The sequence below is a fragment of the Kineococcus siccus genome (genome assembly GCF_009906795.1).
In the GTDB taxonomy this organism is placed as follows: domain Bacteria; phylum Actinomycetota; class Actinomycetes; order Actinomycetales; family Kineococcaceae; genus Kineococcus; species Kineococcus siccus.
In genome coordinates this window covers 1-12,193 of the sequence record NZ_JAAALN010000132.1, presented here as the reverse complement: position 1 = coordinate 12,193, position 12,193 = coordinate 1, and the positions used below count along the sequence as shown (strand labels likewise).

Here is a 12,193-nt window from a genome sequence, read left to right as displayed (position 1 = left end):
CGCCGGGCAGCGGCCCGGGCTGCAGCGCCTCCTGCAGGATCGTCGCGGTGCTGCGCTCGGCGTCCAGGAGCAGCTGACGCTCGAGCGCCGAGGCGGACTGCCGGGCGAAGGCCGAGAGGAACTCCCGCTCGGCGGCGTCGGCGGGCTGCGGCTCGTCGAAGGAGAGCACCAGCACCCCGACCTGGCGCGGCCGCGAGCTCAGCGGCAGCAGCGCCCACGCGACCTCGCCCCGCTCGAGGGACTCCCGGTAGGCGTCGGGGGCCCAGTGGTCCTCGACCCGCGCGAGGGAGTCGGCGTCGAGGAAGACCCCACCGGACGCCTCGAGCGACGCGACGAGGGCCAGGTGCTGGTCGGCGGTGAAGGGCATCGCCGACAGCGGCTGGCGCCCGGTGTCGCGCTGCCAGCTGTGCAGGGGCACCTCCGTGCTGCCCGGGTCCTCCGGGAGCAGCGTGATGGCCGCCCGCACCGCGCTGGCGCCGTCCACGGCGGCGGCCAGCACGGCGGCGACGACGTCGTCGTGGGTGTGCACCGAGGCCAGCGCGCTGGTCAGCGCCTGCAGCGTCCGCGTCCGGCGGGCGGCCCGGACGCTGTCGGTGACGTCGACGGAGGAGCCGATCCACTCCCGGACGGGCCCGTGGGGGCCGGTGCCGTCCGCGCGCACGGGCACGGCGGTCGTGGAGATCCACCGCCAGCCGCCGGGCGTGCGCAGCCGCAGCACGTACTCCACGCGCGACCCCTCGGCGGCCGCGCGGTCCCAGCGGGCGACGACGTCCGGCAGGTCGTCGGGGTGCACGTCCTGGCGCCAGCCGCTGGGGCGCACGGGCCCGTCGCGGCCGGTCAGGGCGCGCCAGCCGGGCAGGTCGCTCGTGAGGCCCACGCCGGGCTCGGCCGTGAAGACGTCGAGGCTGCCGGCCTCGGCGAGCGTGCGGTAGCGCTGCTCGGAGCGGGCCGCGGCCTGCACGGCCTCCCGGGCGGTGTCGAGGAGCCGGGCGCGCTCGACCGCGAGCGCGCACTGCCCGGCGAGCGCCGTCGCGAACTCCAGCTCGAGGTCGTCCAGCGAGCCGGGCCGGGCGAAGCCGAAGCGCAGGACGCCCACGAGCCGGCCGCGCGCGAGCATCGGCACCATCGCCCACGAGAGCTCGCCCATGGCGACGACGAGGTCGTTGAGCGGCCCGTCGAAGCGCTCGGTCAGCTCGGCCACCGACCGCAGCAGGACGGGGCGGCCGGTGCGGGCCGCCTCGGCGCTCGGGGTCGAGGAGTCCAGCGGCACGGGGTGGCCGACGCCGTAGGGGTCCTCGCCCGCGGCGGTGTCGGGCAGCTGCGGCAGGAGAAGGTCGGAGTCGGGGTCGTGCACCGACACCCCGCACGAGTGCGTGCCCAGGACCGCGTGCGCGGAGCGCAGCACGGCGGTCACGGCGCCGGCGACGTCCAGGGCCGCGGCGAGCTCCGTCGCGGTGCGCTGCAGCAGGTGGACGTGGTGGGCGCCGCGGGACGCGGGCGCCGACCTGGGCTCCATCCCTCGCCACTCCGTCTCGTCACGTGCACATCAAGTGACGCGCAGTAGTTGAGGGGGACGATAGCGCGTGGAGGCGGACCGGCGCAGACCAGACGCAGCGACTGCTCCGAACGGATGAGGGGCCGCCGGCGCGCCCCGGTCAGCGCGGGTGGTGCCGGGTCGGGCCGCCGAAGGAGGCCCACACCGTCCGGCTGAAGTCCTGCAGGTTCTCCACGACGCCCCACTCGTCGGCCAGGCCCTCGACGATGCGCAGCCCGCGCCCGCCCGTCGCCGAGGAGTCGGCGGTGCGAGGGGTCACCGTGCGGCCGGGGGCGCCGCCGTCGGTCACCGCGATCTCGACGTGCGGCGCGGCCTCGGCGACGACGACCTCGCACTGCACGTGGATCCCGCCGTCGTCGAGCGGACGTGCGTGCCGGACGGCGTTGCCGACGATCTCCGACAGCACGATCTCGATCTCGGCCTTGCAGGTCTCGTCGAGACCGGCCCCGTCGAGGACCCTGCGCAGGACGTGCCGCGCCCGGGGGACGGAGGCGGCGTCGTGCGCGAAGGAGGCCCAGTGGGTCGCCGGCACGGTGCGGACCGTGCGCATCCAGGTCTCCTCTGAGAGTGGGACCAGCGGTGTGGTGGGCATGACGTCGTCAGAGGTACCCGGGGGCGCGAGAGGTCAAACACGCACTCACCCGCGCACCGCGGCAACCGGGCCGAAACACGCCCGTCACCGCGCGAGGGGCCCGTGTGACGCCCGCGTGAACTCCTGCGCCGGGAGGTGCCACCCCCGTGGCGCCCGTGCCACGGTGCAGGAGGAGGTGCGCATGAAGCTGCCCGTGCAGACGTGGTTCGACCGCTCGACGTCCCGGGCGCGGGACTGGCCCATCGAGCGCCTGCGCGCGCAGAAGGCGGGGACGCGCGTGAGCGTCGTGCTGCCGGCCCTCGACGAGGAGGCCACCGTGGGCCGCGTCGTGGGCATGGCCCGGCGGCTCGCGGAGGACACGGGGCTGGTCGACGAGGTCGTGGTCATGGACTCGGGCTCGCACGACGCGACCGCGGAGGTCGCCGAGGCCGCAGGGGCCGTCGTGCACCACCGCGACGACGTCCTGCCGGAGGCGGGGTCGCGGCCCGGCAAGGGCGAGGTGCTGTGGAAGTCGCTCGCAGTCACGACGGGCGACGTCATCGTCTTCGTCGACGCCGACCTCCTCGACCCGCAGCCGCAGCTCATCACCGGGCTGCTGGGCCCGCTCCTGCACGACCCCGCCGTCGAGCTCGTCAAGGGCTGCTACGACCGCCCGCTCAAGGGCTCCGGCGAGACGTCCGGCGGTCGCGTCACCGAGCTGGTCGCGCGGCCCCTGGTGAGCCGCTTCTACCCCGAGCTGGCGGGCGTCGTGCAGCCGCTCGCGGGCGAGTACGCGGGACGCCGCCGGTTGTTCGAGGCCATCCCGTTCTGCGGCGGCTACGGCGTGGAGATCGCCATGCTCATCGACACCCTGCAGCTGCGCGGCATCTCGGCGATCGCCCAGGTCGACCTCGGCCGGCGTCAGCACAGCCACCAGGACACCGCCGCCCTGGGCCGGATGGCGGCCCACATCTCCCACGTCGTGCACCAGCGGGCGGGCGTCGCCGAGCCGGGCGACGCGCCGTCCGTCACGCAGTTCGCGCGCGACGGGTACGGCCACTACGCGCCCGTCACGCACAGCGTCGACGTCTCCGAGCGGCCCCCCATGCTCACGGTGGACGCCTACGTCCACCGCACCGCGAAGGTCTCCTGACCCGCAGGCGGCGGGAGCGGGGAGCTCAGACGACCGCGGGGTCCTGGCCGTTCTCGGACACCATCGGACGGCCCGCGGCGGCCCAGGACTGCATGCCGCCCTCGACGTTCACGACGTCGTAACCGTTGCCCTGCAGCCACTCGGCCGCCCGCTGCGAGCGGCCGCCGGCGCGGCAGACGACGTGCAGCTGCCCCTCGGGCAGCTCGGCGAGGCGCTGCGGCACCTCCGCGAGCGGGACGTGCAGGGCGCCGGCGACGTGCCCCGCCTCCCACTCGTCGTCCTCGCGGACGTCGAGGAGCCGGGCGTCGGACGGGACGGTGGCGGCGGGGACCGCGGGCAGCTCGGGCACGGCGCCACGGTAGGACACGGGCCACCCGGCCCGCGCGGGGCAGCGCGTCCTCGACGGCCTCGCCGTCCTCGTCGAGGCGCACGGGGCCGGCTGACGGGTGACTCACGCCTCCGACGCTGAAGTCGCGGCCGGGCCCGTCCGAGAGACGGGGGTGAGCACTCGGCGCCGGTCTCGTCCCAGGAGCAGCGACTCGTCCGCGGGGGTGGTCGTCGTGGTCGCCGTCCTGGTGGTGTCCACCGGGGCTGCCGGTGCGGCGAGGTCGTGGGTGCGCGGGTGGTGGCCGCTGCTCGTGCTGGGCGCGGCGGTCCTCCTCGTCCTCCTCGCGTGGCGGCTCGTGGTCCTGCGGCGGCGGGCCCGGGCACGTGCGCGCCGGCATGCCGAGCTGGACCGCCGGGTCGCGTCCACCGACGGCCTGACCGGGCCGGCGTTCGAGCAGCTCGTGGCCCGGTTGCTGCGACGCGACGGCTGGCGGGAGGTGACGGTCTCCGGCGGTGCGGGCGACCTCGGGGCGGACGTCACCGCACGCCACCCCGGCGACGGTTCGCTGCTGGTGGTGCAGTGCAAGCGCTACGCCGGGCGCGCCGTCAGCTCCCCCGACCTCCAGCGCTTCCTCGGCACCGTCTTCCACCACCACCGCGCCGACCACGCGGTGTACGTGACGACGAGCTGGTACAGCCGACCCGCGCTGGCGCTGGCCGCGTCGAGCGGCGTCCTGACCCTTGACCGGCGCGCGCTGGCGACCTGGATGAGCGGCGCGCCCCTGCCGGTGACCGCGCGTCCCACCCACCGGGGCTCAGCCCGCGGGTCGGAACACCCAGCCGTCGCGGGAGTTCCGCGAAGCCGGCTCCCCCACGGTGGCCGAGCCGCCCCAGACGACGAGGTCGTCGCCCGCCCAGACCACCGACGGTGACCCGGGGTCTCCGGGGACCGCGGGCAGGCGTGTCCAGGTGCCGTCCTCGGACATGACGACGATCGTCGGGCCGCCCACGAGGGCGAGGCGGCCGGTCTCGGAGACGACCAGGCCGCCGTAGGACCCCGTCGGGACGGCCGGCGAGACGGACCCGTCCGCCGGGTCGACCTCCGCGACGCTCGTCGACCCGTCGTCACCGGCGACGGTCCCCCAGACGCGGCCTCCCCCGCTGGCCAGCTGCAGCGCGTCGGGGGACACCCCGAGATCGGTCCAGGTCCCGGTCGAGGGGGTGAACCGCAAGGACCGGTAGCAGGACGAGACCCGGTCGACCTCGCAGACCTCGGGGTTCGACGCCCAGACCCGGACGAGGACGTCCGAGCCGGCGGCGGCCGTCTGCACCCCCTCCGAGCCCGGCGGCGGCAGGGGCCACTCGACGGGACGCCACTGCGCCTGCGGATCGGTCAGGTCGAGGGACGCGGCGACGACCTGGCCCACCCCGTCGACCTCACCGCGGGCGTAGTCCCAGCCCACGACGACGAGGTCGGGTCCCACGACCTGCGCCTCCGCGTACACCAGCAGGTTCGAGAGGTGGACCGTCGAGCTGCCGGTGACGGGGTCGTAGGCCGAGCTCTGGTCGACGATGCGGCCGTGGGCCCACCGGGCACGGCCGTAGCTGGGCGGCGTCCCAGTGAGCCGGCGCCACGAGCGGGTCAGCGGGTCGTAGGCGGCCGCCTCCGCCGCCTCGGGGCCGGGCGGCGGCGCTCCGCACAGCGCGGTCGGCGGGCACGGTTCGGCGAGGGGGTCCACCGCAGTCCCGCCCCAGAACACGACCTCGGTCCCCGTCCACACCGCCTGCGCCCCGCCGCGGGGGAGCAACGGCGCCGCCGGGAGCGCCTCCCACCAACCCGCCCGCTCGGGAGGTCCGGAGGGCGCGGCCGCGGGCGGTCGCGCGGGACGTTCCTGCGCGACGCCGCAGCCGGCGAGCAGCAGCACGAGCACCAGGGGCAGGGCCCCGCGGACGCGGTTCACCGGGACCTCACGCCAGTTCCGCCGGCAGGGGTTCCGCGTGCAGGACGGTGAGAGCCGTCACCGCACGCGTGAGCACGACGTACAACCGGCGCAGCCCCGTCCGCTCGTCGGGTTCCGCCGCGACGATCGCGGCGGGTTCCACGACCACGACCCGGTCGAACTCGAGCCCCTTGACCAGGCTCGCGGGGGCGAGGGCCACGCGCTGCGGGGCGTCCGCCTCCGGGCGGTCCAGGCGCGCGAACCCGACACCCGCAGCGGTCAGCGCCGCGGCCGCCTCCTCCAGGGCCGGCGCCGCGACGACGAGGCCGACGGAACCCTCCGCGGCCGCGAGGCGCACGACGACGGCGACCGCGTCCGCGACCGGGTCGGCACTGGCCACCACGTCGAGGCGTCCCGGGTCCTCGCGCACCGACGTCGGGGTGCTGAGGTCGGGAGCGATGCGGGGCAGCAGCTTCGCGGCGTAGTCGATGACCGCGGACGGCACGCGAAAACCCCGGTCCAGAACCTCCACCGTCCCGCCGGGCTTCCCGAGGTGCCCGAGCACCTCCTCCCACGAGCGCGCCGACCACGGTGTCGTGCCCTGCGCGATGTCCCCGAGGACGGTGGCGGCCCCGGTGGAGCAGCGGCGGCCCACGGCACGCAGCTGCAGCGCGGAGAGGTCCTGCGCCTCGTCGAGGACGACGTGGGCGCGAGACGGCGTGCGCTGCAACTGGTCCGCGATCTCGTCGAGGACGACGGCGTCGGCCGCGGTCCAGCGCGCGGCACCCGCCGTGCGGGGCGGCCGGTCCCACCGCAGCAGGGCACGTTCCGCGTCGTCGAGCACGCCGTCGGAACTCGCCGCCAGGAACTCGGGGTCGGACAGCAGGCGCCACAGCACCTTCGCGGGCTCCTGCGGCGGCATCAGCGCCTTGGCGGCCCGCTTCACCTCGGCGCTGCGGGCCACGGCGTCCTGCACGGCGTCGTCCGGGGAGTCCCCGGCGGCCTCGAGGAGCTGGAGGACGGAGTGCGCGAGCCGCTGCGGCAGGAGATTCCGTGCGGCCTCGTAGCGGATGCCGCGCGAACCCAGTTCCGCGAGGAGGTCCTCGACGAGGTACCCGGGAACCCGCCAGCGCCGGGTTCCCCGGGTCACGACGACCGCGCCGTCGGGCAGCACGTCGCGGGGGGCGGCGACCGCGGACCACACGGCCCGGCGCACCACCTCCGCGATCCGGGCGTCCCCCTTGAGCGTCGCCACCTCGGCCGTGTCCTCCGCGCGCACGGCGACGGCCTTGCGGCCCTCGGCCGCACGGGTCACGAGGTCCTCGACGGTGCTCTGCTCGACCTGCACCTCCCCCAGCGCGGGCAGCACGGCCGCGATGTGGGAGAGGAACGCGTGGTTCGGCCCGACGACGAGCACGCCCTGACGCGTCAGGCGGTCGCGGTGGGCGTAGAGCAGCCAGGCCGCGCGGTGCAGGCCGACCGCGGTCTTGCCGGTCCCCGGTGCGCCCTGCACGCACACGGTCGTCGCGACGTCGGCGCGGACCAGCACGTCCTGCTCGGGCTGGATCGTCGCGACGATGTCGCGCATCGGTCCGGAGCGGGGCCGTTCGATCTCGCGCGCCAGGATCGCGCTCGCGTGGCCGTCCTCCTCGGGGGCGACCGCCGCCAGCAGGTGCTCGTCCTCGTAGGCCGTGAGGCGGCCGCGCTCGACGCCGAAGCGCCGGCGCACCACGACACCCTCGCGCTCGGCCCGGCTGGCCCGGTAGAACGCCCGCGACACGTCGGCGCGCCAGTCGACGACGACGGGGTCGCCCGCATCGTCGGTGACGTGGCGGCGGCCGATGTGGAAGCGCTCGCCGCTGTCGTGGTCGGTGCGGCCGAAGAACAGCGTGGTCGACGGGTCGTCCACCAGGCTGGCGGCGCGCTGCTCGAGCATCCACGCCAGCGCCTCGTCGGCCAGCGGGTCCCCGCCGTCGGGGGTCAGGGAGAGCGTGTGCCGGCGCATGCGGTCCAGCTCCGCGCGGGCGCGGTCCAGGTGCAGCTGCTCCTCGGCCAGGACGTCGGGCACGGATCCTCCGCAGGGGGTGGGGTGGACCCTCGACTGTGCCCGACGCGGCACCGGAGGACAACGCTGAGCAACGGTCCTGAGGGAACCGTCCCCGGACGGCCCGCGTCCGACCCACCGCACGCCCCCACGGGCGGCGCCCGACGCGAGAGGACACCATGACCAGCAGGAGCACGACGCGCAGGACCGCACGCGCAGCGGTGGTCCTGGCGACCACGCTCGTGGTCGCGGGCCTCGCGGCGTGCGGCGACGAGCAGGCAGGAGGGGCACCCGTGAGCAGCAGCAGCGGTGACGCCGCGACCCCGAGCGCGAGCCCGGCCCCCACCGGGCCGACGCCGCTGGACTCCACCGCGGCCGCGGAGCAGACGCTGACGGTGACCGTGGACGACGGCAGCGGCGGCAAGCAGACGTGGACGCTCACGTGCCCGGCCGACGGGACCCCGGGCGGTGACCACCCGGACGCCGTCAACGCCTGCGCCGCGCTGGCCGCGCTCGCCGACCCCTTCCGGCCCGTCCCCAAGGACATGGCCTGCACGATGATCTACGGCGGTCCGGCCACGGCCACCGTGCAGGGCCGCTGGGGCGGCAAGGACGTCCTCGCGACGTTCAAGCGCACCGACGGGTGCGAGATCTCGCGGTGGAACCGCATCGCTCCCCTGCTCCAGCCTGGACAGCCTGTGACGCAGGGGAACAGCGGCGGCTGAGCCCGCTACCGAGGTGTCGACGTGACCTACGACCGAGGGTCGCCGGGCGAGGCGAGCTCGTAACCCGGGCGAGAGAACCGCAGACCGAGGGTCCAGGGCACCGCGGAGTCACCGGGCTCGGTCGCCTCCCGGAGCAGGAGCCCGTTGTCGCAGAAGCACGCCAGCAGCGTCGAGAGACTGCGGTGGTGCAGAGGGATCCGGCTGCGGATCCCGCCAGGACGCCACCACGGCGCCGGCTCGTGGAGCCCTTCGACGCGGTAGGTCGGGTGCACGAGACGGCTGTCGTCGGGGAGGGCTTCGGTGTGCGGTCCGGTGAAGCACGGGTGCGCGCTGACGTGGACGAACTGACCCTGCGGGCGCAGCACACGAGCGACCTCCCGGACCACCGCGGCGAGGTCGTCGACGTCGGTCGACAACCAGCAGGCGATCACCGTGTCGAACGCCGCGTCCGCGAAGGGGAGCCGCACCGCGTCCCCCTGCACGAGGGCCGTCATCCCCGTCAGTCGCGCCCGCGCGATGGCGGCTGCTGACCGGACAGGTCGAGGCCCACCAGGCGGCGGGCGCGAGGACGCAGGACGTGGAAGTACTGACCCGTGCCGCACCCGAGGACGAGGCACGTCCCCAGGTCTGGAGGGAGGAGCGCCTCGAGCTCGGGGGCCAGTGCGACCGCAGCCGCGCGGTTGCGCTCGTCGTACCAGGCCGACAACTCGTCGTACACGGCGGAGTCGCCGACGCCCTGCCCCCGGCCGGCGGACGGCGGTTCACTGGACGACACGGCGGCGTTCCCGGCAACCACGGAGGTGCACGCGCGTGCGGCGTGGAGGGTTCACGGCGTCATCCTCGCTCCTCGCGGCGTCCGGACGGCGCCTCACCTCCCTGCTGCTACCGTGAACCATGTCGAGCACGAGTAGCGCTACTGCACCCAGCCGTCGGGCGCTACCCGGCTCGCCCGGCGCGTGGTGGGGGCTGCTGGGCGTCACGGCGTTCTCGTTCACGGTCGTCCTGACGAAGGTCGCCGTCGGCGGTCTCTCCCCGCTGTTCATCGGCAGCGGTCGCGCCGTCGTCGCGGCGGCGCTGGCGGCGACCGCCCTGCGGCTCACGCGTCAGCCGCGCCCGCAGACCCGCCGGCAGTGGGCCCGGCTGGGCGTCGTCGCCGCGGGTGTCGTGCTGGGTTTCCCGCTCCTGACGTCGTACGCCCTGACGACCACCCCGGCGAGCCACGGGGCCGTGGTGATCGCGGTGCTGCCGGCGGCGACGGCCCTGGCCGTCGTCGTGCGGACGCGCGAGCGTCCCGGCGCCGCCTTCTGGTGCTCCGCGGTCGCGGGCGCGACCGCCGCGGTCGTGTTCGCGGCCCTGGGCGGGGACGGCCCCCCGCGCCTGCACGTCGCCGACCTGCTGCTGCTCGCCGCGGTGGTGGCCGCGGCCGTCGGGTACGCCGAGGGCGGCCTGCTCACCCGGGAGCTCGGGGCGTGGCAGACCGTCTCGTGGGCGCTGGTGCTCGCCGCGCCCGTCGTGGTGGTGCTCACGGCCGTCGCCGCGGTGCGGCACCCTCCGCAGGCCACGGCGGAGGAGTGGGCCGCCTTCGGCTACCTGTCCGTCATCAGCATGTACCTCGGGTTCTTCGCCTGGTACCGGGGGCTCGCGATCGGCCCGATGGCCCGGGTCAGCCAGGTGCAGCTCGCCCAGCCCGTGCTGACGCTGGGCTGGGCCGCCCTGTTCCTGGGCGAGCCGCTCACGTGGCCGACCCTCGCGGGTGGAGCTGTCGTCATCCTCTGCGCGGCAACGGCTGTGCGCAGCCGCTCCCCCGGCCGGACGGCCCGCTGACCCCGTCGGTCACCAGGCGAGGACACCGTGCCGGTCACGGAACTGTCCCGTGGGGCCGTCGGGGCCGATCGAAGCCAGTTCCACGACGGCGTCGGTCCCCTCGGTGACGGTCTGGGGCCCGCTGTGGCCGTTGAACTCGGTCGCGGTGTAGCCCGGGTCGGCGGCGTTGACCTTCACGTCGGGCAGGGCCCTGGCGTACTGCGCCGTCAGCATGGTCAGGGCCGACTTCGACGCCGCGTACAGCGGGGCCGGGAACGTCGACTCCACCCGGTCGGGGTCGTGCGTGGCGGCGAAGGAACCCATGCCGCTGGAGACGTTGACGATGACGGGGTTCGACGACCTGCGCAGCAGCGGCAGGAAGGCGTGGGTCACCCGCACCACGCCGACGACGTTCACGTCGAACACCCCGGCGGCGTCCGCGGCCGTCAGCTCGTCGGCGGCCCGGTGGGGACCGCTGATCCCCGCGTTGTTGACAAGGACGTCGACGGTCCCCTCGTGGGCCGCGACGTCGGCCGCGGCCGCCGCGACCGACGCGTCGTCGCTGACGTCGATGGGCACGAAGCGGGCGCCGAGGGCGTCAGCGGCGGCGCGGCCGCGCTCGGCGTCCCGGGCGCCGACGAGGACGGTGTGGCCTGCCGCGATCAGACGGCGGGCCGTCTCGTAGCCGAGGGACCGGTTGGCTCCGGTGATGAAGGTGGTGGTCATGCCCCCACCCTCCGCCCGCGCCGGACGGCGGGCCAGGCCCCGTCCGACGGGGGGACCGGCAGTACCACGCTGCCGCATCGGCGTCGGGGCACGATGGCGGGGTGGACGAGACCCTGGGCACGGCCCTGCGCCGGTGGCGCGACCGGCTGTCGCCGCACGACGTCGGCCTGCCCGAACGCCGGGGGCGGCGAGCCGCGGGGCTGCGCCGCGAGGAGCTCGCCGACCTCGCGGGCCTGTCGGTGGACTACGTCGTCCGGCTCGAGCAGGGGCGCGCGACGAACCCGTCGGCCCAGGTGATGGCCACGCTGGCCCGGGCGCTGCAGCTGCAGCCCGCCGAGCGCGATCACGCCTACCGCCTGGGGGGCCTGCTGCCGCCCGCCGACGGTGCGATCTCCACGCACGTGCCGCCCGGCGTGCAGCGCCTCCTCGCCCGGCTCGGCGACGTCCCCGTCGGGGTGTTCGCGGCGGACTGGACGCTCCTGACCTGGACCCCGTCGTGGGCAGTGCTCATCGGGGACCCGCGCGGCCGGCCCCGGGAGCAGCTGAACCTGCTCCGCGCGGTGTTCACGCGAGGCGGCAGCGGACTGTCGTCGTGGCCCGTGCGCCACGCGGACGAGGGGCTGGCGAGCGCGCTGGTAGCCGACCTGCGCGGCGCCCTCGTCGACCACCCGCGCGACCGGGACCTGGCGGCCCTGCTCGCGGAGCTGCGCACGACGAGCCCGGAGTTCGCCCGGTTGTGGGACGAGGGCGCCGTCGGCCGGCACGTCTCCGCCCGCAAGACCGTCGAACACCCCGAGGTCGGCGACATCACGTGCGACTGCGACGTCCTGACGGTGCCCGGCAGCGACCTGCGCCTCGTCGTCTACACGGTCGCCACCGGCTCCTCCGACGCCGAGAAGCTGGAGTTCCTCCGCGTGGCGCGGGGAGTTCCCGTCGGCCCCGGGGCCTGACCTCCCGCCCATCACAACCGACCGCCGGCACGAGGGGTGAGGCCAGGTCACTGAAGTGACTCTGGTTGCAGCGCAGACCTTTCGGTAGGATCGAACGCGTGTACGAACCAGTCGCGCTGCCCGCTCCCGACACCCTCACCGGTGCCGGGGACGGGGCGCTGCTCGACCTGGTGGTCACCCTGGACCGGGAGCGCTGCCGGCTGGACGCGCTGGGGCTTCGGGCCGTCGAGGAACTGCGGCGGCGCCGGGTCGCGGGACACCCCGGCCGCACCGCCGCCGACGACACCGACCCGGTGCAGCTCACCGGGGAGCAGGTCCTCGCCTCCGAGCTGTGCGCGGCCCTGCGGATCGCCGACGCCACCGCGCACCAGCGCATCACCACCGCCCGGACGTTGACCG

At 75.7% G+C, this 12,193-nt stretch carries 14 protein-coding genes; 6 read left to right on the top strand and 8 right to left on the bottom strand.

The annotated features are described in order from the left end of the window. Both GTR02_RS14500 and GTR02_RS14495 read right to left on the bottom strand, forming a co-directional pair. The coding region (locus GTR02_RS14500; RefSeq protein ID WP_166608204.1) for a GAF domain-containing protein at window positions 1-1,516 on the bottom strand (1,516 nt) is incomplete at its 3' end. Window positions 1,517-1,655: 139 nt separating this feature from the next. Further along, window positions 1,656-2,105, bottom strand: coding sequence for an ATP-binding protein (locus tag GTR02_RS14495; protein ID WP_205709295.1), 450 nt, complete (start codon window positions 2,103-2,105; stop codon window positions 1,656-1,658). A gap of 223 nt (window positions 2,106-2,328) precedes the next feature. Between GTR02_RS14495 and GTR02_RS14490 the strand changes: the two genes are divergently transcribed. After that, complete coding sequence (locus GTR02_RS14490) at window positions 2,329-3,279, top strand: glucosyl-3-phosphoglycerate synthase (RefSeq protein ID WP_166608202.1); 951 nt, start codon at window positions 2,329-2,331, stop codon at window positions 3,277-3,279. A 25-nt stretch (window positions 3,280-3,304) separates the two neighbouring features. On the opposite strand, the gene GTR02_RS14485 is transcribed toward GTR02_RS14490, so the two are convergent. Then, window positions 3,305-3,628 (bottom strand): rhodanese-like domain-containing protein, encoded by a 324-nt coding sequence (locus GTR02_RS14485; RefSeq protein WP_166608201.1) that lies wholly within the window; start codon window positions 3,626-3,628, stop codon window positions 3,305-3,307. Window positions 3,629-3,839: 211 nt separating this feature from the next. Here GTR02_RS14485 and GTR02_RS14480 point away from each other — a divergent pair, with 211 nt between their 5' ends. Further along, window positions 3,840-4,538, top strand: a complete 699-nt coding sequence (locus GTR02_RS14480; protein ID WP_205709294.1) for a restriction endonuclease — start codon at window positions 3,840-3,842, stop codon at window positions 4,536-4,538. On the opposite strand, the gene GTR02_RS14475 is transcribed toward GTR02_RS14480, so the two are convergent. Beyond that, window positions 4,422-5,567: a lactonase family protein gene (locus GTR02_RS14475; protein WP_166608200.1), complete on the bottom strand. Its 1,146-nt coding sequence runs from the start codon at window positions 5,565-5,567 to the stop codon at window positions 4,422-4,424. The genes GTR02_RS14480 and GTR02_RS14475 overlap by 117 nt on opposite strands. A gap of 7 nt (window positions 5,568-5,574) precedes the next feature. Continuing rightward, window positions 5,575-7,614 (bottom strand): HelD family protein, encoded by a 2,040-nt coding sequence (locus GTR02_RS14470; RefSeq protein ID WP_338073819.1) that lies wholly within the window; start codon window positions 7,612-7,614, stop codon window positions 5,575-5,577. A 155-nt stretch (window positions 7,615-7,769) separates the two neighbouring features. Here GTR02_RS14470 and GTR02_RS14465 point away from each other — a divergent pair, with 155 nt between their 5' ends. Then, window positions 7,770-8,315, top strand: a complete 546-nt coding sequence (locus tag GTR02_RS14465; RefSeq protein WP_166608199.1) for an SSI family serine proteinase inhibitor — start codon at window positions 7,770-7,772, stop codon at window positions 8,313-8,315. A 26-nt stretch (window positions 8,316-8,341) separates the two neighbouring features. Here the strand turns inward: GTR02_RS14465 and GTR02_RS14460 are convergent, their stop codons facing one another. Further along, window positions 8,342-8,809, bottom strand: a complete 468-nt coding sequence (locus GTR02_RS14460; protein WP_166608198.1) for a class I SAM-dependent methyltransferase — start codon at window positions 8,807-8,809, stop codon at window positions 8,342-8,344. Window positions 8,810-8,814: 5 nt separating this feature from the next. Further along, window positions 8,815-9,090 carry a class I SAM-dependent methyltransferase gene (locus tag GTR02_RS14455; RefSeq protein WP_166608197.1) on the bottom strand — a complete coding sequence of 92 codons (276 nt, stop codon included), beginning with the start codon at window positions 9,088-9,090 and terminating at the stop codon, window positions 8,815-8,817. 119 nt (window positions 9,091-9,209) lie between these two features. On the opposite strand from GTR02_RS14455, the gene GTR02_RS14450 reads away from it, so the two are divergent. Then, the gene (locus GTR02_RS14450; protein WP_166608196.1) at window positions 9,210-10,139 is read left to right on the top strand and encodes a DMT family transporter; all 930 of its coding nucleotides are present in this window, start codon (window positions 9,210-9,212) and stop codon (window positions 10,137-10,139) included. Between the two features lie 9 nt (window positions 10,140-10,148). Here GTR02_RS14450 and GTR02_RS14445 read toward each other — a convergent pair whose 3' ends face one another. Continuing rightward, complete coding sequence (locus tag GTR02_RS14445; RefSeq protein WP_166608195.1) at window positions 10,149-10,844, bottom strand: SDR family NAD(P)-dependent oxidoreductase; 696 nt, start codon at window positions 10,842-10,844, stop codon at window positions 10,149-10,151. Window positions 10,845-10,945: 101 nt separating this feature from the next. On the opposite strand from GTR02_RS14445, the gene GTR02_RS14440 reads away from it, so the two are divergent. Both GTR02_RS14440 and GTR02_RS14435 read left to right on the top strand, forming a co-directional pair. Then, entirely contained in the window at window positions 10,946-11,794 is an 849-nt protein-coding gene (locus tag GTR02_RS14440; protein WP_166608194.1) for an MmyB family transcriptional regulator, read from the top strand. A gap of 98 nt (window positions 11,795-11,892) precedes the next feature. After that, window positions 11,893-12,193 (top strand): hypothetical protein (locus tag GTR02_RS14435; RefSeq protein ID WP_166608193.1); only part of this gene is annotated, 301 nt, incomplete at its 3' end.